Source organism: Mesorhizobium sp. M1A.F.Ca.IN.020.03.2.1 (assembly GCF_004023205.1).
In the GTDB taxonomy this organism is placed as follows: domain Bacteria; phylum Pseudomonadota; class Alphaproteobacteria; order Rhizobiales; family Rhizobiaceae; genus Mesorhizobium.
Window position 1 is genome coordinate 55,960 of record NZ_RZSV01000002.1, and the last position, 23,278, is coordinate 79,237.

The following is a 23,278-nucleotide window of genomic DNA, read 5'->3' on the forward strand; positions in this document are numbered from 1 at the left end:
CGATGACGAGGACGACGATTTCGACGGCAAGCTCAATCGCATGATCATGGTTGTCGATGATGCCGGCCGCTGCATAGGCTGCGGAGCCTGCGGCCGCGTCTGCCCCAAGAACTGCCAGACGCATGTTGCGGCCGACGAGCTCGCAACATGATCTGGCGAAAACCAGGAGAACGGCGTTGCACTTCATCTTTTTGTCGGCTCGTGGGGCTGGTCCTGTGCAGCAATGCGTCGATGGTTTACTTCGCTTTGGATTCGATCCGTGTGGCAGTCGTCACGACGCTGGCCTGTTCGCTGCTGCTTCAGGCCTGCTATTTCGGCTGCGTGCTCTTTTTCGCGGACGTCGATGATCTGTAGAACTGTTCATTCGCTCCGCAGAGGGCCGGCGAATCCAATCTCTTCCTAAGCCCGTTGGCCGTAATCGAAAGACACGGGGCCGGCGAGTTCGTGCTCAGCTGCCACTGTGCTAGCAAGGGAACGGAATCCAATCCCGGAGCAGATGGCCAGAGTTGAGCGAAGACTGCGGTCGGAGCTCCTGCGCTTCCGGGTCTCCAAGGGGACGACTTTGCGAACCGAAGGGACTTTGAACCGTTGACGTGGCCAGCGTGCGGTAGGTTGGGCCAGCGACAGGGATCCCGGCCGGCCGGGAAGCACCGCCCTCTCAATGTGCGTTGACTTCGCTTCCTTTGGCGAAATGTGGGTAACGGCGAGGGCCGCACTCTTCCCGGGCCGTCGACATTCCCGCCCTTTTGGTGCGTGCGCCGTTAGGCGCGACAATTCGGTGCCCGCGTGTAACTGCGCGCATTCGCCGAAGCTTAGACGTGGTGCATTCCCGCTCGCCCGTTTGGCGGACAGTTCCGGCCGTGCTGGTTTTGCCGCCTAACGCCCGCCGCTCGTCACTGCCACACCCCTCTCCGGCAACGGCTCGGCGCATCGCGCAAGCCGGTTTAGCGATCAGGCCAGGCCCTTCGCGAGTTCCAACGCCTGCCGTTCGAAGAGGCGGCGGTAAATGCCACCATCGAGATTGATCAGGGCGGCATGATCGCCGTCCTCCATGATGCGGCCACGGTCGAAGACGAGCAGCCGATCGAGCGAGCGGACCGTCGACAGCCGGTGTGCGATGACGAGTGTGGTTCGGCCCACCATCAACCGATCCACCGCTTGTTGAATGAGCACCTCGGATTCCGAATCGAGGCTCGATGTGGCCTCGTCCAGAATAAGGATCGGCGCGTTCGCGAGGAAGGCGCGCGCGATCGCCACGCGCTGGCGCTCGCCGCCGCAGAGCTTCAAACCCCTTTCGCCGACCAATGTCCCATAGCCCTTCGGCAGGGGCGCGATGAATTCGTGGGCACTTGCCAGTCGTGCCGCTTGCTCGATCTCGGCCTGGCTCGCGCCAGGCCGGCCATAGGCGATGTTCTCGGCAAGCGACCTGTGAAACAGGATCGGCTCCTGCTGCACGATCGCGATCTGCGAACGAAGGGACTCTTGGGTCACCTCCGAGACGTCCTGACCGTCTATCAGGATCCGGCCGCCGCTCAGGTCGTAGAGTCTCTGGATCAGCTTCACGAATGTTGTCTTGCCGGAACCGGAGGGTCCAACCAACCCAACCCTTTCGCCAGCTTCAATCGACAGCGAACATTCGCTATAGAGCGGCAGGGGATGGTTGGCGTAGCGGAAGTGGACGTTCTCGAAATCGATACGGCCGTTCGTGATCCGGATCGGCTTGGCCTCTGGACGATCGGCAACATCCACCTGCTGATTGTGGATGGCCACCAGTTCTTCCATATCATTAACCGAGTGCTGCACGTTGCGGACATGCATGCCGGCATCACGCAGATAGCCCTGCAGGACGATGAAGGACGTGAGAACATATGCTATCTCGCCCGGCGTTGCCTGTCCATGCGACCACAGAAGCAGGGCATATCCGACCACCGCCACCCTGAGCGCAACCAAAGTTACGCCTTGGGTTGAGCCGATGATCGTTCCGCGCACCCAGCTCCGGCGCGCGCGGTGCCGCCATTTCGTCATGATATTTGCAAGCCGCTCGTCTTCGCGAACCTCTGCGCCGAAGCCCTTGACCACAGCGTTGCAACTGACCGCGTCCGCAAGCGCGCCGCTGAGCCTTGTGTCCCATCGGTTGGCAAGGCTCGCCGCTGGCGCGACATAGCCGAGCGACAGCGAAATCGAAAACGCAAGGTAGACGAGAGAGCCGCAAGCAAAGATCACGCCCATGACCGGCCAGTGCCAGCCGAGCAGCACCGTCGAGCCGATCAAGATGACAAACGACGGGAGCAGCGTGACGAGTATCGTGCTGTTGAGGAGGTCGAGCGCCCACATGCCGCGCGTTATCTTGCGCACTGTCGAGCCGGCGAAGCTGTTTGCATGCCAGTCTGTCGAAAAGCGCTGCACATGATGGAACGCTTCGGTCGCGACGTCGGAAATCATTTTCAACACCAGGTCGCTCAGGCCAATGAAGGCGACGTGGCGCATGGCAATGCCACCGAGTGCCAATGCAATCGGTACAGAGAATGCTGCAACAGCTGAATCCGAAGCTGGTGCTGCCGCATTAGCAGCACGAGAAACAGCGTCGATGAGTCGGCCAGAATAGAGCGGCATCAACACGTCAGCCAGCGTGGAGGCGAGCATCGCGGTCATGATGATCGCGAGCCGGGCCGGCTGCCTGTTCCAGAGGCGAACAGTGAAGGCGAAAACGTCGCGACAAGTGGCGCCGCGCCCATGGACGGGGAAACGTCTCATAGTTTCCAAGCGGGCGCATCAACACGCTCGGTCCCAAAGACGATAAAAGACAAAACTGGAATTTCGACCTCCCCCATAACAGCATCAATTTTGGCGGGCAGCTCTTGCCGCCTCACGACGGTGAGTTCAAAAGTCGTGCCAACTGAGCGGGAACATCCGAAGGACAAATTCAGCAGGTTACCGAGCCTGGAGAAAGTCAGCCGCCATCCAGTCGATACGATTGCTACGGCTGCTCAACTCGGGAGATTGGAAAAGAAGGTCGATGTATCGATTGAATTTTGAGCTTGTTCTTGCCTCGATCAAATAAGTACAGTTGCAATGCAGCTTTCTCAGGCCCGGCACTTAGGTGCTGATTTCAAAAGCGCGCCGCGAATACTTTCCTGCCCATATTCCGTCAATCGAATGCTCGACTGTCGGATTGTGCGCTCCCCGACACAGTGCTGTCGGTTCGCCTCCTGGGTACCTCCCCCGTCGATTGACGACCTGAAGGAGAAGCTTCGCTCGCAAGCTGGCACGACTCTTGAGGGTACTCCAGGTGGCGGAAGGAACTCCGGCTCGAGTCCCGTTGACTTCGGATGTTGCGAGGCTGGGTTGGAGCAAACTGTGCACCAATGAGAACGCAATGAAGGAGACATCATGGAACTCCGGCGGATTGCGGTGGAGTTAGACCTATTCCTCAAGATGACTGATGATGTCGCTCAATCCGAACAGTTGTTCGAACTGTTGTCTGCGTTTGCGCTGAATTTCGATTGCCCGTGGATTGCCTATGGGCCGCTCGCATCAGAGAGGGCTTTCAAGCCGAACCGAGAGGGTTCTGTGGTGATGTGGAATTATCCTGCTGAATGGCAGGAGCGCTACTCGAGAATGGGCTATGCCAAAATAGACCCCCTCATCAAGAAAGGTCGAAAGGAGGCGGGACCCTTTCGATGGAGCGAGGTGTATACTGATGAAAACATAACTGAAGATGGACGCCGCGTCTTGGACGAAGCAGCAACATTCGGCTTGAGGTCAGGCGTTACCGTCCCATTACATGGCCCTGGTGGCAGCTTTAGGTTTGTGAGTTTTGCTCAATCCTCGGACTGCGAATTGCAGAATAGAGCGATCACCTACCTGCAAATGGCCGCGCTGCGGTTTCATCGGATGGTTACGAAGTTCGACACTACGACTGCGTCGGAACGAGCTCATAACCTGTCTCCGAGAGAAATAGAGTGCATTGATTTGGTGTCACAAGGAAAATCATCTTGGGAAATAGGAACTATTTTAGGCAGATCACGAAATACGATAGATTTCCATTTAAAAAATGTAATGCGGAAGTTGGATGCGACCAGCAGAACGGTAGCTGTTGTAAAAGCTTTGAACCTTGGGATTATCCAACCGCCGTAGGTGCGCAGCTAGTTCTCCGCCCGTAGTAGCGCGCGTGATAGCCGAGACGCTCCGGCGTGCGCTCGCTCTTCGAAGCACCCAGCGCCTCGTCCATCTCGGCCTCGAGCACCTCCTGCATCACGGCGCGAATCACCTCGTGCAATCCATCCGGCTTCGAAAGCAAAATGTCGTTGACGCTGCTACGGCGGATTTATCTTCAGGCTTGGTCCTGGTGGCGATGCTGAGTTCGCTTCGCTGAGATTGGGCGGTCATGACAGGGTGGTGTTCAATGTCACCGATTCCTGGAAGAAATTACCATCCGTATTAAGCGACTGACGATGAGTGATGTGTGTCCAAAATCTGACAGCTGTCAGAAAACATTTCGGGTTCAATACAGCGGAGCGTCTTAGCCCTGTCGGGCTTTTCGAAGCCTATCTCGCAGTAACTGCGCGCCAGGCGCACTAGCTCGGCCTTTGCTGGTCGATGTGCGGCAATATAGTGTGAGGGCTGACCCGCATGAGAACACGGAACTCGCTCGATGAAGGATGATCGACGGCATCCAGAAAGCTTCTCTCCGGCGGGTTCGAGGGTGCTGCGCGCGCATCTCGGCGACGGGCCAGCGACCAACGGTTGAGGCTACATCTCCGGAGCGAGTGATGCCTCGAAAGATGCAATGCTGTCTCTGGTCCGACGCGCTGGAAGTTTGTGAAGGGTCGGCCCGGCAAATCGGTGAACCGGGCGGCTTAGGCTGCCAAAAAGGGTAGATGTCTGCGTTGCCTCGGTAGATCAGCAGGCGGTATCAGAAAGCCAAAGGCACACGCACACCATCGTGGCGCTTCGCAGGAAGTAGATGGGAGTAATCACCAGTGATTTTACCGGAACTTCGCTCAGCAAACACAGCCGGCAGGGTTTTGGAGATAACGACGACCACGGGATGCGTCGTAGGATGTTCATATTGTCCCCAGGACAAGTTCGCGGTCCGGCAAAGAAAAGTGTCTCATGCGAGTCATCTGGATCTTGAAGATTTCAAGCGGTGTCTGGCCCGCGTACCGACTTCCGTCGACATTGGTTTTGCGGGATACTCCGAACCTTGGCTCAATCCGGACTGTACCGAAATGGTGGAGCACGCCTTCGCCAAAGGCCATGGCATCAGGATTTTTACGACGCTGGTGGGAATGAACGGGCAGGACCTGCAGCGATTGCAAGCCTTGCGCTTGGGCGTATTCGTGGTCCATGTTTTCGATGACGGCACCTACATGAACAGCCGCCTGGTCGGAGACAAGTATCGCGATCTGGTTCGTCAACTCGTCGACGCGGACATCCCCTTGATCCGATTCGTGGCCTTGGGCGAGCCCCACCCAGATATAGCCGACATTATTCCTACCGAAGCCCTGATAAAAGCGCGGCCGGTGAGCAGTAGGGGTGGAAGCGTCGACCCTAAGATCGTTGCACCACGTCAGCCAGTGGTCGGAGCCCTAACCTGCGTGGACGCACGACAGTATCGGAATGTTCTTCTTCCAAACGGCGACGTTACCCTGTGCTCTATGGATTTTGAACGGCGTCACGTATTGGGCAACCTTCTATATGAGGGTTACTCCGCTCTGTTTGAAAAGCCAGTTTTTCGCGAAATCGTCGACCGCATGAATGGAGCAGATGGTTTTCTGCTTTGCAGGATGTGTGAATTCGCCGACCCAAACGACCGGACCTGAGTGCATGCCGGCCGAGAGGGCGTGCCTGGCAGTGCGGATGGCCCCACGACAGATGCACCTGCCCGCGACGCCATCGTGTTTTCACGTTACGCCAGTATGTTCCTGTAGGCGCGGCAGTGGGCCTCGAGCATTTCGGAGACGAGCTCATCGAAAGGTCTTCGCCTTCCAACCGAGCTTGTCGGCCTGCCTAGCTTGAGGTAACGCCGATCACAGGTCAACCATCGGTCGGATGGAAACAGTGTTAGTCGATCCCGATCAGAGCTTGATTGCTTACTCACGGCTCACCTCGTCAACGCCTTCACCCTCCCGGACGATCTCCTTTTCGACTCGCCTGAAGGCAGCAGCCCAGCTGCGGCCGGGGATGGTTGCCGTCGCGGTAGTGGACGTTCTCGAAACCGATGCGGCCCTTCGCCAGCGCGTCTCCCGGTTGCTTCCGCCTGGCCTACGAACGGGCTTTCCGTCAAGGGGGTCCACGGCGGCCCCGCCCTCTTGATCCGGCGGCTCGGGCCAGTCATCGCGCAAGAGATCGGAATCCGCATTCTTCTCAAAGAGAGCGTGGCTTTCGCTGTGTCATCGGTCATCAAATAGTTTCTTGAATCAGGTTGGTGTCCGCAGCCCGAGGTTGAACGGCGAATATTGATGACCGCCGCGAAGCCGCTCGCTCGCTACGGCGCTATTGAGGAGCGCGCTCGCGAGCGGCTTCGCTACCGCCGAGCGACACAACCTCTGGCGACGCGACCCTGCTGATCTCCTTGGACTCATTCATTTGTCCGGAGCGCTATGGGCAGCGAAGGGTGGGTACGTCAACTACCTGATGCCATAGTAGCGATGCTTTCGCGGAAGCTTTAGAAGCCATCCTGTTGCAGCACATTCGAAAGCATCCGAATGGAGGGCAACGCAACCCAACAATATTTGATGAGGATGCCGGCATCACCAGACCAAACCCAGACCAAACAAAGCTGCCTCCGGCATTCTGCTTCAACGTTAAGCGACGAACATCTGCCGCAAACCACTAGCCATTAAACAGCTCTCTTCTTTGAAAGACTATGTGCAGAGGACTTGATATGGACACCGACGCTTTCACGGCTCATGAATCTAACGTTCGTCGTTATTGCCGGGCGTTCCCCACCGTCTTTACGAAGGCCCTTGGGGCGACGATCTGGGACGAGACGGGTAAGCCCTTTATCGATTTCCTGGTGGGTTCCGGCGCACTCAACTACGGGCACAACAATCCGGATATTATGGCGCCAGCGATTGAATATCTCGTCGGTGAGAACATTCTTCTGTCGCTTGATATGCATACGGCGGCAAAGCGTGACTTCATTGAAGGGTTCGTCGATTGGATCCTGAAACCCAGAGGCCTTTCGTACAAGATTCAGTTTCCCGGGCCGACCGGCACGAACGCCAACGAAGCGGCGCTGGCGCTGGCGCGAAAATACACCGGCCGCTCGAGCGTCATGGCCTTTACGAATGCGTTCCACGGCATGTCGCTCGGCTCTCTAGCGGTGTCGGGCTCGGCCTCAACCAGGGAACTGGGAGGCGTCGCTCGCCACGATGTGATCCGTGTTCCCTATGACGGCTATCCGAGCCAAGCTTTCGATTCCGCCAGTTACATCGACAGCGTTTTGAGCGACCCGGGGAGCGGCATAGAAAAGCCTGCCGCAATCATTCTGGAGACCATCCAGGCCGAAGGCGGCATGAACGCCGCATCCGCAGCTTGGCTCACGGAAATTCAGCGCATTTGCCGTACGCACGGCATTGTTTTTATCGTCGACGATATTCAGGCGGGTGCGGGCCGAACTGGCGATTTCTTCTCATTCGAGTCCGCGAAAATCGAACCGGATATTGTGTGTCTTTCCAAGTCCCTAAGCGGTTCAGGTAGTCCGTTGTCCATCGTTCTGATTCGACCCGACTTGGACATATGGAAGCCCGGAGAACATAGCGGGACCTTCAGAGGCAACAATTTCGCCTTCGTGACGGCAGGAGCCATGTGCAAGATGTGGTCGGATAGGAAATTTACTGCAGGTGTCGAGCGGACAGCCGTCAGGCTGCAAACGCACCTCGATCGCCTGGTTGCGAAATTTCCAAGATACATCGAACAGAAGCGCGGCCGCGGTCTGATGGCCGGCCTGAAATGCCGTTCACCGGCAGTTGTCGGCCGCGTGCACGATGTCGCATTCGAAAATGGCCTTCTTATCGAATCCTCGGGGCCAAATCGCGACGTTATCAAAGTCCTCCCACCGATAACCATCACCGATGCCGAACTCGATCGTGGCATCACCATCCTTGAACACGCACTACAGGAGCAAGACAATGCCTAGTCAGATATCTCAAGTGCCAGCCATCTCGCCGGTTTCGATCAAAGAACGGACCGGGTCGATCAACACGGCGGAGATCATCTCGGTCCTGAAAGGTGAGCTCACCGCTCTGCACATCAAGCAAGCTTTCAGCACCGAAGTAGCCGAGGAGATCACTACGAACTTTATTGGAAGCTCTGGTCTCAGAGAGCGTAAAGATGGTGTGCCCGGACAATATGTCGGCGCATCTCACTACAGGAAGGATGCAGCCACCTATTTCGCAGACGCCGAAAACGCGCGGCCGTACGTCGATGCCCTTTTTAAGAATTTGGTTGACCCGGTTCGAGCAGTATTCGGGGCGTTGAAGCGAGAGCTTCACAACCAGGGAATCGAATTGCGGCTAGCCCGTTCCGAACACGGCCAGGCCAATGTTTGTCGCGGCCTCAGTTGGTCGGGCACAGGCACGTTTTCCTTGGATCCCCACGACGACGTCGCTCAAGTCTTACGTGCTGGCGATGATTACGAGCTTTCTGCGGTGGCGCACAATACGGTCGCAGCGCTCAACCTCTATCCCAGCATGCCTGAGGAAGGCGGCAATCTGAAGCTCTGGAGCCACAAGCCGACGGTTGCGGACCGGATATCGCAAGGTGTGGAGACCACTGGATATCCCTATTCGGCAGCCTATCTGGAGGCCGTCCCTTGCCGCGAGTTCGAGCTCAAAACCGGGGATATCGCCCTAATCGATGGCGGCTTCGTTCACGGGGTTACCGGTCAATCAGGCGACGGAAAGCGTCGCCTAGTGCTGAATTGCTTTTTCGGCTTCGCACGGCCGGATCTTGTTCTCTGGTGGACCTGAAGTCGGATGTGGCAGCAACTGCCGGCTTTCGCCGGCAGTTAAGCATCAACATCCTTCGTAACGGGAGGTCCATTTAGTAGGGTTGGCTGCAGGCACTTGGGCACAAGGTTCGCCTGATCCCGGCGCAGTTCGTGAAGCCCAACGTGTCGAACAAGAGCGACATAACGATGAATGCAATCGCCGAGCCGCTGCGCGGCCGATGAAGCGGTTTGGCGAGATCAAGAGCAAGGAGCAGGCCGATCTTCAAGCGCTGCATCGCGTGCGCGACCAGATGATCGGCACGCGAACGCATCTCATTAACCCAGATGCGAGCATTCCGCCTGGAATATGGCATTGCATTGACACAGGGAGCGGGCCTGTTCAAGCTCGACCTGCTACAGGTCCTCGACGAGCGTGTCGAATGATCTCTCGCCGGCAATGCGCAGGCTGCTTACGGATCTGTTAGCCGACCTGCGCCGATTGGAGCAGCGTATCAGCGATGTGACGAGGGAGATCGCTGCGATCGCAGATCGAGAAGATGTTGCCCGCCGGCTCATGACGATCTCGGGAATCGGAATATTGGGAGAGAGCCACGGCTTCTGGCGGCCGTCGGCAGCGGGCGCCAGTTCCAGAAGGCTGGCGACTGGCCGCATGGCTGGGGCCTTGTCCCGCGGGAGCACTCCACCGGGAGCAAGCAGAAGCTCCTCGGTATCAGCAAGCGCGGGAACCGCTATGTCCGCAAACTTCTCGTTCATGGCGCGCGATCATGCTTCGGTCATCTGGATCGAACCCGGAATCGTCCGGGAGGCTGGCTTGTCGGGCTGCAAAGCCGGATGCACCCGAACAAGGCCGTTGTCGCACTCGCCGCCAAGATCACGCGCATTGTCCGGGGTATCCTGACCTAGCCTGGAGCGCTCTACGAACGAAGGGACCCTGCATTCACCTGACGCTCACGGGTCGATTTGCAAGGCTCGGGAATAGTGATGACGAAACAGTGGATCAGCATGCCGTAAGCCCTCTGCAAAAAAGCTGGCTTCGTGCCCGAACCATTTATTGGGAACGGCGTGCGCGGATCTCATCATGGCGTGGCTGCAACAGCAGCCCACTCGCGAGAGGCCGGATACATCATGCAACTGGAACTGTCGTCGATGATGTCGCGAACCCTTGCACGGACGGGGCAGACCCTTTTAGAGGCCGAGCCTCAGAGACTCCATCCCGCCGAGGCGAGCCTTCCAATTGTAAATCGAGGCATCGCTCACCCCCTGCTTGCGGTGAAGGTCGCGACCGAAACCCCCGCCTCATGCTCCTTCAAGATCCCGATGAATTTCTCTTCAGAGAAGCGGCTGCACTTCATGTTCTGGTCCTCTCTTTTGGCGCGAGGCAAATCGTCGTTGGAAATAGGAGCTATCCCTAGGAATATCAGAAAATACGGTGAATTTCCATTGAAGGAATGTGATGCGGAATTTGGATACGGCCAGCATAGCAGTCGCTGCTATTAAAGCAGTAAAACCTACGAACATCGAGGTATAGCCAGATTGGAAAAACTCCGCCGTGTTTGGCAATCGGTATACCTCCGGATCAAGCACGAGTTATTATGACTGCCGGTGCCTTGACAACGGTTGCTCGGCGATTTTCTTGAACCACGTCTCGGGGTGGTAGCTGCATTCTAGATGGGTCGAGTTGCCCGCGAGCAGCGGTCCATACTTTTGCGACCTGCCCAGCGAGCGCCGGCTGTGCGTCGCGGTCGCATGACCTCCAGCTTTTGCCGATCGCATCGACCGGCAGTTTACGAACGACGCGGAAGGTCTGCGCGAACTCAAGGGCCGGATGAGGCCACTTGCGCCGGGCCGAGGCGGCGGCCGCTATCATCGCTCCTTGGAGACGATGCTGCGGGATGCCGGCCTGCAGTGGTCAAACTGGCCCCCCCCGCAGCACACCGAGCCTTTGCAAAGGCCACGAGACGGCTGTCCAAGACCGAGCGTATCTACGTGGTCGTTTTCGCCCGTAACATGTCGATGGGGCCGCACATCCGCCCGCTCAGGGCTCCGCGTAATGGCTGGTTTTCCTCGTTGTATGTGTCCGAGCCGCCCATTGTGACCACGATCTTTAGCAGTGGCTCCTCATGGAGGACCCCAAGGACGCCAAGCGTCGATTAGACACCGGCCCATCCCGAAGGACATGCGCCTACGTCCGTCTTGTCGCTCTGACGACGGTGCGGTGGCACGCGAGGAGCGCGCGCCTGTCGGCCGACAGCATCGCACGCACCCTTCGGCCTTTGAAATGTCGCCCTAACGGCCGGGCAGGGATGTGAGGCACTGTGGCCCGGAACCATCGATGACCTAGGCACTGGAGGGCTCCGCTGGTCCTGGCTGCAGCAGGTTTCTGTTTTCCTCTTCGTGAAGCCGTTAGCCCGATCCTTTGGAACAGTTCAATGCCCCAGTCGTCACCTGGGACCTGAGCCGAGAAGCGGTCCCATTGTCGTCAAGAATGAATCTGTTAGCTGAGAGGAATGTCGACGAGTTCCTAACCCGCATCCACGAACGCCAGCACGAGCAGTGTCGCGTCGGTAACCTCATTGGACGGTGAAGCAACTTTCAGGACCCTACAAAATGGACAGAGACACACCGCGCGCTGACCTGAAACGGATTGTCTTCGCCTGTACCGTCGCCTCTCGACAGCAGATAAGGACTGGACGAACATGTCCTCCAAATGCACGGCGGAGAGCTTCCATACCCAGACCTCAAGGCCCTGGCCTGAGAACAGCCATTACGTACCAGTCGACGCCTGTCCTTGAAATCGTCGCCAGTCATCGTGCCGCCAATGGCGAGTGACAGGATTTCCGGCTCAGCCAGAATCAACCCGATTGGGATTTTAACGCGGCAAAAAGTATCATCGCGTCCTCTCAATTGCACCAATGTTCCGCGGCGATCACCCCTTATCTACGGGAGGCACCTGCCTTTGTGCGGAGGAGGGGGCCGCTGATTGTTCCTATTCGGTCGGAAATGGTGTAATGGACCAACCAATGAAGTCGATCGCATGCTGAAGTATCGCCTCGGTCTGAGCAAGGCTGGGCGAAACGGCGATGACATATCCCAAAGAGTCTTGGAAATCGCCTTTCCTGACGATCGGCGTCCCCGGTTCAACATAAAACTTGACCTCGGCGACCCCCGGTACAGCAGCCGCACGACTATGACCATCAATCCAGTCGAGGGTGCCGTCGCGATCAGGAAGTAGCGACCGCCAGGCCGAAATTAGGGAATGGCTTCTGCGCAAGTCGCATTCCTCGCCGATGACAAGCTTGAGGTGCTCGGTTATGAGATCGACACCGTAGGCCAGCTCAACCTGTTGAGGACCGCCATCAATGCGAGGATTGACTTCGATGACGACTGGACCACGCTTGGTCCACCGAACTTCGGTGGCGGATGGCCCCCAACCAAGGCCGAGAGCTCGCAAGCAGCTCAGTGAAACGTCTGCGATACGCCTATGCTCGTCATCGCTAAGCTGGGCCGGGAAGGTGCCTTCACGGAAGACGAAATGCGGTGGGTGGTGGAAGGCAGCGGCCTCAATCCCAACGACCTCATTTCCCATAGTATGAACGGTATAAAATGGGCCTTGTGCGAATTCTTCGACCAGTATCCTCGGCGAAGACACCCATGTGTGCTTGCCGCCGAACAGATGGGCCGTATGTTCGGCTAGCTCGTCAACGTCACGGCACAATCGGACACCGCTGCTGCCGCTGCCTGCGGCCGGTTTGAGAATGACCGGCAGACCAATCTGCGCGGCAGAGATTTTAACATCCCCGGCATTCATAGCCAAGCGATAAGCAGGCATTGGAACGCCCGCTTCCGCGAGGAGTTGACGTTGAGTGAATTTGTTGCAGCATCGTTCAATTGAAGCGGGGTTCGGCCCCGGTAAATCGAAATGCCGGCAGAGCTTGCCCACTGTCGCATAGAGCGACTCGTCGAGGCCCGTGAAACCAGTAATCCCAGCAATGTTATACGTCGCACCTAGCCGACGACATACGTGGATCAGCGCATCGAGATTGTCTGTGTCGACAGCGATTGCCTCGAGCTTTCCCGCCGCAAGATAGTCGTGCCGAGCTGGATCAGTAGACAGGGTAATTGGATGAAGACCAAGACGCTGGGCCGCTTGGACGTATCGCAAACCAATACCTCTATGCCCTTCAACCAGGATGAGCGCTCTTCTTGCCATTGGCATCGACCTTTTTGCACTTTTTTGCGGCCTGAGCGTCAACACGCATCCGCTTTTCAGCCACGTATGACCCCAGACCTTGCGAACGTACCAGCCTCGGCGGTTTGCGCTCGCAAAGTTAATGTAAATTTGTTTGAACAATCTGTTGCAGCATTTTGGTCGCAGGCATTGTGGCACGGAGCCTCTCGACGAATCGGAGCTGGCGCTGTTGAAGAGGCAGTCGCCCAGCGTAAAGCGCTTTCCTTCCATCAGTCCGGGAGGTAATCGGCCGCACCTTGTTCCTGTTCGTTGAGGGTCGAAAATGGTGTGATCGACCAGCCGATTAAACCGACGGCATGCTGAAGTATTTCCTGGGTCCGAGCAAGGCTGGGTGAAGCGGCGATGACATATCCGAGACTGTCTGTGTAATCGCCTCTCCTGACGATCGGGGTCTTGGGCTGAACATTAAATTTGACCTCGGCGACACCTGGTACAGCAGCCGCTTGAATGTCGCCACCGATCCAGTCGAGGGTGCCATCGCGATCGGGAATTAGATACCGCGCAGCCACGGTGTGTGAATGCCTTCTGCGCAAATCCCATTTCTCGCCGACGACAAGCTTGATGTGTTCGGTGATGAGGTCGATACCGAAAGCCAGCTGAAACCGTTGAGCAGTGGTCCCACCAGCAAGACGCGGATTTACTTCGATCACCACTGGTCCATTCTTCGTCCACCGGAATTCAATGCTCGTTGGCCCCCAGCCAAGGCCGAGAGCTTTCAAGCAGCTCAGCGAAACATCGGCAATGCGCGTATACTCGTCAGCGGTTAGGGGGGCCGGAAGAATCGTCTCACGAAAGACGAAATGCGGTGGGGGGCCGAACTCAGCGGTGGCAATCCCGATAACTTCATTTCCCATTATACTAGCTGTATAGTATACGCCCTGGGCGAATTCTTCGACAAGTATCCTCTGCGGAGACCGCCAGATGTGCTTCCCGCCTAACAAATGGGTTGTGTGTTCGGCTAACTCATCGATGCTGCGGCACAATCGGACACCGCGGCTGCCGCTGCCTACGATTGGCTTAACAATCACCGGTAGGCCAATCTCCGCGGCAGAGATTTCTACGTCCGCCGCGTTCACTGCCAAGCGATAAGCGGGCATTGGAACACCGGCCTCCTCAAGGAGTTGACGTTGAGTGAATTTGTCGCAGCATCGTTCAATGGATGCGGGATTCGGACCCGGTAGATCGAAATACCGGCAGAGCTTGCCGGCGGTCGCATAGAAGGACTCGGCAGAGGATGTAATGCCAGCAATGTCGTAGGTCGCACTTAGCCGCGAACATTCGCCGATCAGCGCATCGAGACTATCTGTATCAACACGGATTGCCTCAACCCTTTCCGCCGCAAGATAGTCGTAACGAGCTGGATCAGCCGACAGGATGATTGGATCAAGACCATGATCTTGAGCCGCTTGGACGTATAGCGGGCCAGCATTCCTTGTACCTTCAATCAGGATGAGCGCTCTTCTTGCCATTGGCTCTTCACTCCTTCGTTGCGTGCCGTGCCGCGGGTGTAATAGGTCGGCATCAGCTTTTCAGCCGTGCTTGACCTCAGACCTTGTGGTGAATGTATTATTGTCGAGCTATTTGCGGTGTGAAGATTTTGTAAATCTATTAGAAGTGCCTTGTCTGGTTCCATGCTTCGCTCATCTGCCCCGCAGCCCCCACTTGCCGCTTGACGAGGTGTCCCTCACGTCCACCGGCTTCAGATAACTTCCATCGGAGAGCGGAAGGTCCCCGGCTTCAGTATCTCGAATGATGGGCGCGAGCGGCGCATCGCTCTCGCCAAAATTCAAGACTGATCCGGAACCGCTCTCGGCGCGCTTCGCCGCTGTCCGTGTCTCCAGCAACACCACCTCAAAGTCGGCGTCGACCAGACCCTCGCGCAACCACTGGGGCAGAGGCCCTGCCTCGAGGCCGATGCGGATGACCCGCAATCGCAGATCGGCAAAATGCTCCGCCAGCGCTTCTGGCTGCTCGCCGGCTTCGTCTCTCACGCGATCTTGCCCCAATGAATCCCCTGTGCAAACGCTTGCAATCGGACCCGGTTCAACATCATCCCTCTGAGGGACAGCCGCCTTCCCGGCCATGGGTATAGCGCCGGCCCATTACGGCATCTAGTAGGATATGATCGTCCCTAATCCGTGCTGCGCTGCGATGTCGAGTATAGCAGAACCTATAGCGACATCATGCATTGCGAGGCCGACATTGAACACTGCAACGCGATCAGCGTTGAGAACTCTGCCGGCCACCCGTCCTGCGATGACATCGCTGACAGACCCAAGAACGCGGGAAATATCCCGATAAGGAGAGCCCGTAGCAATGATGTAGTTTTTGAACTGCTCAACGTCGTCAGTCAACAATACATCCGAAGCCGTAGTTATGTCCTGTGACCATCCGCGGACATGGACTGGCAGAACCAAGCTGCCCTCCTTGACCCATCCGAACTGGAATGCCACGTCTTCCAATCGACTTGTTGCGGTGACTACGAGGTCAGCGGTGCGGATCGCGGCCTCGGCGTCTTTCACATGAACCACTGTAGCTTTGGAACAAGTCTGTTCAGCCAGGCGGCTCACCGCATTCTCATTGATATCCACGATTTGGAATTCGGCAGCTGGATGAATCAACGACAACATGTTAACGTGGTAGAGGCCCTGAAGACCAGCGCCAATTACCGCAATCCTGTCCACGCGACGCGGCGACAAATACTTACTGGTAATAGCAGACGCTGCTGCTGCGCGAACTGCGGTCAGGTAAGCAGCATCCATCACGCAGACTGGTAGGCCCGTATCCGGATCGTTTAACACCAAAAGACCTGTGATGTTTGGCAAGTCAACTTTATAATTGCTGGGGTAACTGGCAACCCATTTAAGGCCGGCTCGGCGTTGCCTGGGAAGCCAGCCAGCCATTGCATGGATGAATGCGTCGTGCCCCGGGTGGATCCCGATCTTTGGCGGGTTCTCGAATGCGCCGTTGCCGTGATCACGAAACGTCGCTTCGACAATATCTAATGCTGAGGAGAATGGCAGATGCGTCTGTGCAACGTCATTTCGACTCAGCCATCTCACAGTAGGCGTCGTCATATTACCTTGGCTCCTGGTGTTGAGACCGGCGCTGGAACAGTCTGGCCCTTCGGTTTGGATGTCACGAATAGTGCGACGCGTTGTTCATTAAGTCTCTTGCAGGTTGGTGCTGCTGATGCAGGGCTACGTTGCCATCGGTGGAGATAATATCTGTGCCGTATGGAGTGTTTCCTTTATGTCGGATAACAAGATCGGCAGTTTTGGAGCCAGATGTTTATTGTTTTCTTCAATAAACCGGAGAAATTCGTCATCATACATGTTAATATAATTAAGATTTTTGACGAAATTCCCGGAAAGTGCTGGGATAGCGGACAGATCAACTATAGAGCGCGGCTTCAACCGAAGAAGGGTTTCCTGCAGAGTGGCTTCGTATTCATCATTGACATCCGCGGTTGCGATAACGACCATGGAGCGCGGTTCGTGTGGATACCCGATCTCTGCCGGGCGCTTAAACGCGACTCGAATGTCATTCGAACGCCGCAGACGTTTGCGAAGGTTCTTGGGGTTCCGCGTTACGACAACCGTGGAACGGAATCGCTCTCCGACACCACTCCTGATTAGCCCGCGACCCAGCATACCCGCCCCGACGATGTAAAGGCGGTCGGGTATCTCTCCATACGGAAATCGATCAGCTATAATGTCCCGGACGATCTGATCGTAGTTGAATGATGCGATAAAACGCTGTCGCTCGCGCGCGGCACGACCTGTTTCTATTGCCAGCCGTGCGATCTGGACAATCGGGAGGTTGGGATCTAGAAATTCGATGGCCTTGGCGAGCTGATCGCTGATGTAACTCTCACCGAGGATCTGGGAATGAGCGCTGGATGCAATTTCGGCGATACGTTGAGCAATTGCGGCCGCGCCTTCAATGCGTGCGTATGAAAAACCCGAAAAAATCGTGCTATCTACATTTCTGAGTACGGACTCTTCACCATAGACCTCGACTCGTGCGCAGGTTGTGACGACTAGAATTCCAAATCTCGCAAGGTCCGTTGCAAGTGGTTTCATCTGCGCCGAATGCTGCGCCACTGCGAGAGGCGCAGTCATCTGGTGATCAACGTAAAGGCCAAGAAGCTTTCTCATCGTTCCTTCCTCAAGTTGATTGAGCTCAAGGGGCAGTTGACCCGGAACGCACTCGAGTTCGAGGGCTTGCACCGAATTGTGCTTTGCCCGAGATGCAGATTCTCTCCCGTGCTTTCGAGTTCAGAATCAGGGTGCACTCGGGGTTGGGTCACCGGGACGATGAGGATCTGCCCGAGGTGCCCAGGGCGGCGAGCGTTTTTTGCGAGCCGACGGATCTGCCGATAGCTCCCATGAAATGCGACCTGACGCAGACCTGACATGTTCATTTCCGTCCTTCTCTGGAGCGATGCCTTACCGGTGGCAGTTCCTGCGCCCTCCAGCGAGGTGCCGCAAAGATCGAGCCAACCGCGCTAAGAGCTCAGAAATCGCTTGTCTCAATGGTTTAGATGAGCTCGTGGCAGGACACCGGCCGAACACCACCGCGTCGTGGACTCAACAAACCAAACAGTTGTGTCGGTTTTCCTCGCCTTCTCCCCGGAATGGCGGACGGGCTCCTCAGCGGGAAAGCGGAAATCGTGCGCCATCCGACCGCGCCGGTCGCACTTCAATGCGGAGTCCGGACGGTGAGAATGCTGAGTTCGGCGCTGAAGCACCGGCCCAAACGCCGTTGTACATGCCGCCGTCTCCGTCTCGTACGAGGCTCCGGCAGGTGCCACCACAGCTTCACGGTTTGGCCCTCTGCGGTCGTGCCCCGCTGATTAGGTGCTAGGGACGTGCGACGAGGGTGGCATCTTTCGGCGCTGTTCGAACCAACTCCTTAAAAGGGGTGCCCCATGTTGAGGATTCCAGGAATTAGCCGGCCTAAATTGCAATCAAAATCCGGACAGCGTTGGATCTAAAGCCGGACAGCATTCCGATCGACTAGCGGATGGTTTTTCCGTCCTGACCATGCCTTCGGGTCAGCAACCTTGGCATGAAGCTCCTCTGTGTCCACGAGGGAATTTTTTCATGCCGTCAAAGGTAAGGCTGCCATGCGACACATACAACAGATGCTGCGGCTCTCTGCCGGCGGACAAGCGTACGCGAGTTGCGGTAGTACTCGGGATCGTCCCAAGTACGGTGCAAGACAATCTGGATCGGGAAGGCCGCAAGAACTTGCCGTGAGCGAAGAAGTCGTGGGTCAGCGTAGTCAGCTATGCTCCTGCCAGCGCTTGCACGGCCAAATGTCGTGGTCCCTCACTGTTTGAAAGAGGTCAACGATTGGGAACATAACGCGTCGAGTCCTCGGCTTTGCGAGCGGGGCCTGTCGGTCGCTCGATCAAAAGCGTCACTTGAGGTGGAAGCTCTCCCTCGTGCAAGAGGAGGACCTTTTCGCCCAGTTGCCTATCCTCTGTCGTGAGGCGATGGTTGAGGCGAAGGTAGTCAGTCCAGGTCGGCGTGTGGAATGTCTCTGTCCACTCCAGAGGCCTCTGAAGGTTGCGCTGCAGCGTCCATTGCCGAGCACCGACGCGGCTGTGTACATGCCGTCGCTCGCGCATGAGGTCCAAGAAAGCATCGACGTTTTCCGCGGGTATCAGATATTCGACTTTGACGACGATGGGACCGCTTCTTGGCTTGAGATTGAGGGCGACTGCTGGGGCGTTGAATTGCTCCAAAGGATCCGGCTCGGACTCGTGGCGCTCCCGAACGGGAAACAGGACGCCGGCCGCAGCGACGAGCAACAGAGCAACAGCAGAACCCTCCAGCGCCCAGGCCAGGGAATGGTTCTGGGCCACTGTGCCCCACAACCAACTGCCGGCGGCGATGCCGCCAATGCATAGTAGATCGAGATGGTGCGCCCCACGACCCAGCGCGGGCTTGCCAGCTGCACGCTCACACCAACCCCGGACCAGGCGATGACCCAACCCGCGCCGCCCAAGGCGAGCGCGATTGCCGCCACTGCAATCGAGGAGGTCAGTGCAAGGGAGAGGGAGCAGGCCGCGCAGGCGATGCAGGCGAGCGTCATCAGCCGTTCCTGAGACAAACGCCTTCTGAATACGCCATTGGAAACGCCTGCGAAGACAGCGCCTGTCCCAAAGCCGGCCATGAGGGCGCCATAGGCGAGCGGTCCTCCTCCCAGCTGATCCCGGACGATCAGGGGCAGCAGCGCGAGTATGGCGATGCCCGCCAAGCCAAAGAGAGTTCCGCGAGCGATCGCCGTCTCGATTTCCAAAGACATCGCCGTGAAGCGGAGCCCGTCATAGATCGCCGTGCTCATCGGCTCGCGCGGCAGAGGCGAAGAGCGTACCTTCCATTTGCAGCGCCATATGGTGGCCAAAGGGACCAGATATGTGAGTGTGGTCACGGCGAGAGCCGTCACAAGCCCGAACGAGGCAACCACGATGCCGCCGAGTGCCGGGCCTACCGTCCGGACAGTGTTAAAGCCGACGGAGAGGAGGGTGACGGCAGCGGGAACATCGCGTCGGTCCACGATATCGCCAACCGAAGCTTGCCAGGCGGGATCGTTCAGAGCACCGCCGCATGCGATCAAGAAGCTGAAGCCGAGGATCATCCAAGGGTCGACAAAGCCCAGCGCCACCGACGCGGTCAGCATTGCAGATGCTATGGCCATAATGCACCGGCCGGCGAACATGACCTTGCGGCGGTTGAAATTGTCGGCGATGGCCCCGACGAAGACAGATAGAACGAAGGCGGGCAGCGTCGATGACGCCGGTACCAGCGCGACCATAAGATCGGAAGTCGAGACCGTCGCCATCAGCCAGCTGATGGCGACGGTCTGCATCAACCAGCCGAGACTCGAAACCTGCGTGGCGAGCCAGATCGAACGAAAGACCGGTTTCCTGAGCGGCGCAAATGTCGCTGACGACCCTGGATCCCCGTCTGCGCTCTCCGCCCCGTTCATCTTGCAGCATTCGCCTCCGTCTAATGGTTCGCACAGGCTCGCTTGCGCAGAGGGCGAAGCATGCATCCTCACGCTAATTCCGTTGATTGCACTTGCCGGACCAGAGTTCGAAACGCCGCAGGTACGCAGTTTGCTGCAGGTTCGCAACTTCATTTATCAAGGGTCAATTGTGTGGTAGGCGTCAAATCCAGTTTTCGTATTGTCGCCATCTAGCACCGAGATGACTTTAAGCTTCCTGCCGTAAGGCGGCCCCGCACCCGACCCATGCGGCGTCTACGTCCTGTCGAACTGATCGCTTGATGCGCTGTCGATTGGCTTCGAGCTTCACCTTGAGCGGAACGGGGTTCGTCTAGGCTTACGCGGCCCGATCTGGCGTTGGGGTGACATGCTTCTGACGGCCGGAAAATGCTCACCGATCGCACCTCTGCGTGCTCAACGAAAATGAGCCCGGTCTTAATTGCTTGGGCCGGAATTCCCCGGACGTCTGGCTCAGGGGCGGAAGCCAAGCGCTGCGTGGTCACGTTATCATCGACACCGCCAGATGCTTCTTCAATCGAGCGTTCTCATCCCCCAAGCGCCTAGGGCTTGGTTTCCGGCACCTCCTCCATTCCGCCGTCCTTCCTGCGCCAGGCGTAGAAGGTCACGTCGCTGATGATTCCCTACTTGCGGGACAAATCCGGTACCGACAGTGCCGTCTTATCGAGGATATTGGAAACAACGAAAATACCGTTGAACCCCGCAAGAAGTTATGTCTGTGATAGGTCAATAGTGATATTCGCCTAGCATTGACCTATAACAATCTTTGGGAGAAGGATAGAGGTGAAGATCGCCTGCATCCCCGTGTATTCGAAATTATGCTGACCTAAGGGCAGCTACAAAGAGGTGATATCCCATGGCTGAACAACGTACCGTGGCCGTCATTGGAGGGGGCGTAATTGGCGTGAGCTGCGCTCTCATGCTGGCGCGGGAAGGGCACCGCGTCACTGTGGTTGAGAAAGGTCGGATCGGCCATGGCTGCTCTTGGGGCAATGGCGCCCAATACACTGCGGGATCGTCTTTCCCAATGGCTCACCCCGGGGTCCTGTGGCGTGCGCTGCGCTGGCTCGCCGACACCGACGGCCCGGTGCGGCTCGCACCACGTGAGCTACCTCGCACCCTCCCATGGCTCGTGCGCTTCCTGCGAACCGGCCGCCCGAATGCCTGGGAGACAGCCTATGCGGCGTTGCACGCTCTCCACGCCCCCTGTGCGGAGCTTTATCGCGATATGCTCGGAGACGTCGAGTGGAAGCGGGTGTTCCGGCCGAACGGTGCCCTGCACGTCTGGCGCGACGTATCACTCGGCCCACTCGACGGTGTTGTGGACGGGTTGCGAGCCGCGCATGGCGTGGCCTTCGAGAGGCTCAATGCCGAAGAGCTACGCCGGTTGGAGCCCGGCTTAGCCCGCGACTATCAGCGCGGGATTTTCTTTCCTGGCGGCGGTCACGTGACCTCGCCGCTCGCTTTAGTGGAAAGCCTGATGGGGCGGGCCGGCGCATTGGGCGTTGCTATTCGCACGGCTCGGGTTTTGGCTATCGAGCCCGGCATCGACGGGGTGACGCTCCAGACAAATACGGGGCGTCACCGCTGCGACATAGTGGTCATTGCAGCCGGTATCGCCAGTCGCGACCTCGCGCGCTCCCTGGGAATTTCTCTTTCGCTGGTCAGTGAGCGTGGCTATCACGTCACTGTGCCCGGGATTTCCAGCGTGATCAGCCGCCCAGTGACCGACGCCGCATCGGCCTTTGTCGCCACGCCTCTGGAGGAAGGGCTGCGCATCGTGGGTATCGCGGAGTTCGATGCACCGGATGCGCCACGCAATCCGAAGCAGAGCAGCAAGCTGCAGGCGTGCGCGCGCGCGATGCTGCCAGACATACTTATCAGCCAGGTGACTGACTGGATGGGCGTAAGGCCATCGACGCCTGATAGCCTGCCGATCATCGGTCCCCATCCTAAGCATGCAGCCATCCTGTTCGCCACTGGCCATGGCCACATGGGCATCAGCGGCGCCCCCATGACGGCGGCCATTGTCTGCGACCTTGTCGCTGGACGCGCCCCCAGACTCTCCTGTGCTCCTTATCGTGTGCGGTGACGTGAGCCGAGCAAAAGGTTTAATGTTGCGCCGCCTCTAGAAATGCTATAGTGCATTTTTCAAATGATATAGCACAATAGACCGGAGGAGACTTCATTGAGACGCTGGATAAGAGGAATTGTCGCGGCAGCCCTGAGTGTGGCCACCCTAATCGGGCCGGCCTCCATGCCGGCTCGAGCCGAAGACCCCTCCCTGGTGCTCGATCGCATCAAAGCGAGCGGCAAGTTGCATTTTCCAGTTATGGTCGCGGAGGAGCCGGGCTACATCAAGGACCCGCGTTCCGGCGAATGGAGCGGCTTCTTCGTAGACTGGGGCAAGGATATTGCCGGTCTGCTGGGCGTTCAAATCGAGTATTACGAGACCACCTGGGGCAACCTCGCAGCGGACTTCCAGGCCGGCAAGATTGACCTCGCGGTGGCACTGAACCCCAACCCCCGCCGCGGCCTCGTCGTCGATTACGTGCCTGGCGCCATCGTCGAGGGCATTTGGGCGCTCGTTGCCCGTCCGGGCTTCGAACCGAAGACTTGGCGCGAGATGGACACCAAGGAAGCTCGCATCGCCGTGCAGAAGGGGGGTACCATGCAAGTGATCGCCGAGTCGGTCATCCCCAATGCCACCATCGTCGTCGTCCCCTCGCGCGACCAAGCCATCCTGGAGCTTCAGTCGGGCAAGGTCGACGCCATGATAGTCGCCGACCAGGACGCCGCCTTCCTCGACGCCAAGGGGATCGGCAAGGCCGTGGTACCAATGCCCGTGCTGCGCAATCCGTCCACCATCGGCATCCGCCGCGAGCCAGGCAATGCTGGGTTTGCCAATTTTCTGGCCAACTGGATGTCGCAGCAGAACTCTCTAGGTCTCGCATGCTCGCGCATCACCCGCTACATGCTCGAGCGCGGCATTGACATGAAGGTGGTTCCCCAGTCTGGAAAGTACTGCTGAC

Annotated in this window: 17 protein-coding genes and 3 pseudogenes; 10 read left to right on the plus strand and 10 right to left on the minus strand. The window is 57.7% G+C overall.

Going from position 1 to position 23,278, the window contains the following annotated elements; all coding sequences use genetic code 11:
* Together EOA79_RS00805 and EOA79_RS00810 are read left to right on the plus strand one after the other, a co-directional pair.
* A partial coding sequence (locus EOA79_RS00805; RefSeq protein ID WP_164748146.1) for a 4Fe-4S binding protein occupies positions 1-151 on the plus strand: 151 nt, incomplete at its 5' end.
* A complete protein-coding gene (locus tag EOA79_RS00810; protein ID WP_082826584.1) occupies positions 148-354 on the plus strand; it encodes an exopolysaccharide production repressor protein in 207 nt (68 codons plus the stop codon). The genes EOA79_RS00805 and EOA79_RS00810, both read left to right, overlap by 4 nt.
* 597 nt (positions 355-951) lie before the next feature.
* Here the strand turns inward: EOA79_RS00810 and EOA79_RS00815 are convergent.
* On the minus strand, positions 952-2,754 hold the full coding sequence (locus EOA79_RS00815; RefSeq protein ID WP_128292694.1) for an ABC transporter ATP-binding protein: 1,803 nt from the start codon (positions 2,752-2,754) through the stop codon (positions 952-954).
* On the opposite strand from EOA79_RS00815, the gene EOA79_RS32555 reads away from it, so the two are divergent.
* Together EOA79_RS32555 and EOA79_RS00820 are read left to right on the plus strand one after the other, a co-directional pair.
* A complete protein-coding gene (locus tag EOA79_RS32555; RefSeq protein ID WP_127262113.1) occupies positions 2,734-3,036 on the plus strand; it encodes a hypothetical protein in 303 nt (100 codons plus the stop codon). The two genes, EOA79_RS00815 and EOA79_RS32555, sit on opposite strands and share 21 nt — an antisense overlap.
* A gap of 354 nt (positions 3,037-3,390) precedes the next feature.
* Positions 3,391-4,137 carry a LuxR family transcriptional regulator gene (locus EOA79_RS00820; protein WP_063169365.1) on the plus strand — a complete coding sequence of 249 codons (747 nt, stop codon included), beginning with the start codon at positions 3,391-3,393 and terminating at the stop codon, positions 4,135-4,137.
* Positions 4,138-4,153: 16 nt separating this feature from the next.
* Here the strand turns inward: EOA79_RS00820 and EOA79_RS00825 are convergent.
* Positions 4,154-4,389 (minus strand): annotated as a pseudogene (locus EOA79_RS00825) (transposase); the annotation flags it as partial.
* 719 nt (positions 4,390-5,108) lie between these two features.
* On the opposite strand from EOA79_RS00825, the gene EOA79_RS00830 reads away from it, so the two are divergent.
* The 3 genes from EOA79_RS00830 (at position 5,109) to EOA79_RS00840 (ending at position 8,978) form a co-directional block, all read left to right on the plus strand.
* Positions 5,109-5,825, plus strand: a complete 717-nt coding sequence (locus EOA79_RS00830; RefSeq protein WP_224571099.1) for an SPASM domain-containing protein — start codon at positions 5,109-5,111, stop codon at positions 5,823-5,825.
* 1,064 nt (positions 5,826-6,889) lie between these two features.
* Positions 6,890-8,146 (plus strand): diaminobutyrate--2-oxoglutarate transaminase, encoded by a 1,257-nt coding sequence (gene ectB, locus EOA79_RS00835; protein WP_063169362.1) that lies wholly within the window; start codon positions 6,890-6,892, stop codon positions 8,144-8,146.
* On the plus strand, positions 8,139-8,978 hold the full coding sequence (locus EOA79_RS00840) for a hypothetical protein (protein WP_127215270.1): 840 nt from the start codon (positions 8,139-8,141) through the stop codon (positions 8,976-8,978). Before ectB ends, EOA79_RS00840 begins: the two co-directional genes overlap by 8 nt.
* A 73-nt stretch (positions 8,979-9,051) precedes the next feature.
* On the opposite strand, the gene EOA79_RS33360 is transcribed toward EOA79_RS00840, so the two are convergent.
* A complete protein-coding gene (locus EOA79_RS33360; protein ID WP_245457020.1) occupies positions 9,052-9,270 on the minus strand; it encodes a hypothetical protein in 219 nt (72 codons plus the stop codon).
* Between the two features lie 286 nt (positions 9,271-9,556).
* Here EOA79_RS33360 and EOA79_RS33365 point away from each other — a divergent pair, with 286 nt between their 5' ends.
* Positions 9,557-9,862 (plus strand): transposase, encoded by a 306-nt coding sequence (locus EOA79_RS33365; protein WP_245457022.1) that lies wholly within the window; start codon positions 9,557-9,559, stop codon positions 9,860-9,862.
* Between the two features lie 303 nt (positions 9,863-10,165).
* On the opposite strand, the pseudogene EOA79_RS00850 reads toward EOA79_RS33365, so the two are convergent.
* From EOA79_RS00850 to EOA79_RS00880, 7 genes and pseudogenes are all read right to left on the minus strand, one after another.
* A pseudogene (locus tag EOA79_RS00850) lies at positions 10,166-10,311 on the minus strand (transposase); the annotation flags it as partial.
* Positions 10,312-11,945: 1,634 nt separating this feature from the next.
* On the minus strand, positions 11,946-13,169 hold the full coding sequence (locus tag EOA79_RS00855) for an acetyl-CoA carboxylase biotin carboxylase subunit family protein (protein ID WP_127215271.1): 1,224 nt from the start codon (positions 13,167-13,169) through the stop codon (positions 11,946-11,948).
* Between the two features lie 248 nt (positions 13,170-13,417).
* Positions 13,418-14,677 carry an acetyl-CoA carboxylase biotin carboxylase subunit family protein gene (locus EOA79_RS00860; RefSeq protein WP_127215272.1) on the minus strand — a complete coding sequence of 420 codons (1,260 nt, stop codon included), beginning with the start codon at positions 14,675-14,677 and terminating at the stop codon, positions 13,418-13,420.
* A 171-nt stretch (positions 14,678-14,848) separates the two neighbouring features.
* The gene (locus tag EOA79_RS00865) at positions 14,849-15,199 is read right to left on the minus strand and encodes a hypothetical protein (protein ID WP_127215273.1); all 351 of its coding nucleotides are present in this window, start codon (positions 15,197-15,199) and stop codon (positions 14,849-14,851) included.
* 120 nt (positions 15,200-15,319) lie between these two features.
* Positions 15,320-16,285, minus strand: a complete 966-nt coding sequence (locus EOA79_RS00870; RefSeq protein WP_127215274.1) for an ornithine cyclodeaminase family protein — start codon at positions 16,283-16,285, stop codon at positions 15,320-15,322.
* A gap of 123 nt (positions 16,286-16,408) precedes the next feature.
* The gene (locus EOA79_RS00875) at positions 16,409-17,368 is read right to left on the minus strand and encodes a hypothetical protein (protein WP_127215275.1); all 960 of its coding nucleotides are present in this window, start codon (positions 17,366-17,368) and stop codon (positions 16,409-16,411) included.
* 1,193 nt (positions 17,369-18,561) lie between these two features.
* Positions 18,562-20,210, minus strand: a pseudogene (locus tag EOA79_RS00880) (MFS transporter).
* A gap of 892 nt (positions 20,211-21,102) precedes the next feature.
* Between EOA79_RS00880 and EOA79_RS00885 the strand changes: the two are divergent.
* Both EOA79_RS00885 and EOA79_RS00890 read left to right on the plus strand, forming a co-directional pair.
* Positions 21,103-22,338 (plus strand): FAD-binding oxidoreductase, encoded by a 1,236-nt coding sequence (locus EOA79_RS00885; RefSeq protein WP_127214893.1) that lies wholly within the window; start codon positions 21,103-21,105, stop codon positions 22,336-22,338.
* Positions 22,339-22,503: 165 nt separating this feature from the next.
* Positions 22,504-23,277, plus strand: a complete 774-nt coding sequence (locus EOA79_RS00890) for a transporter substrate-binding domain-containing protein (protein WP_245456952.1) — start codon at positions 22,504-22,506, stop codon at positions 23,275-23,277.
* The last annotated feature ends 1 nt before the right edge of the window (position 23,278 follow it).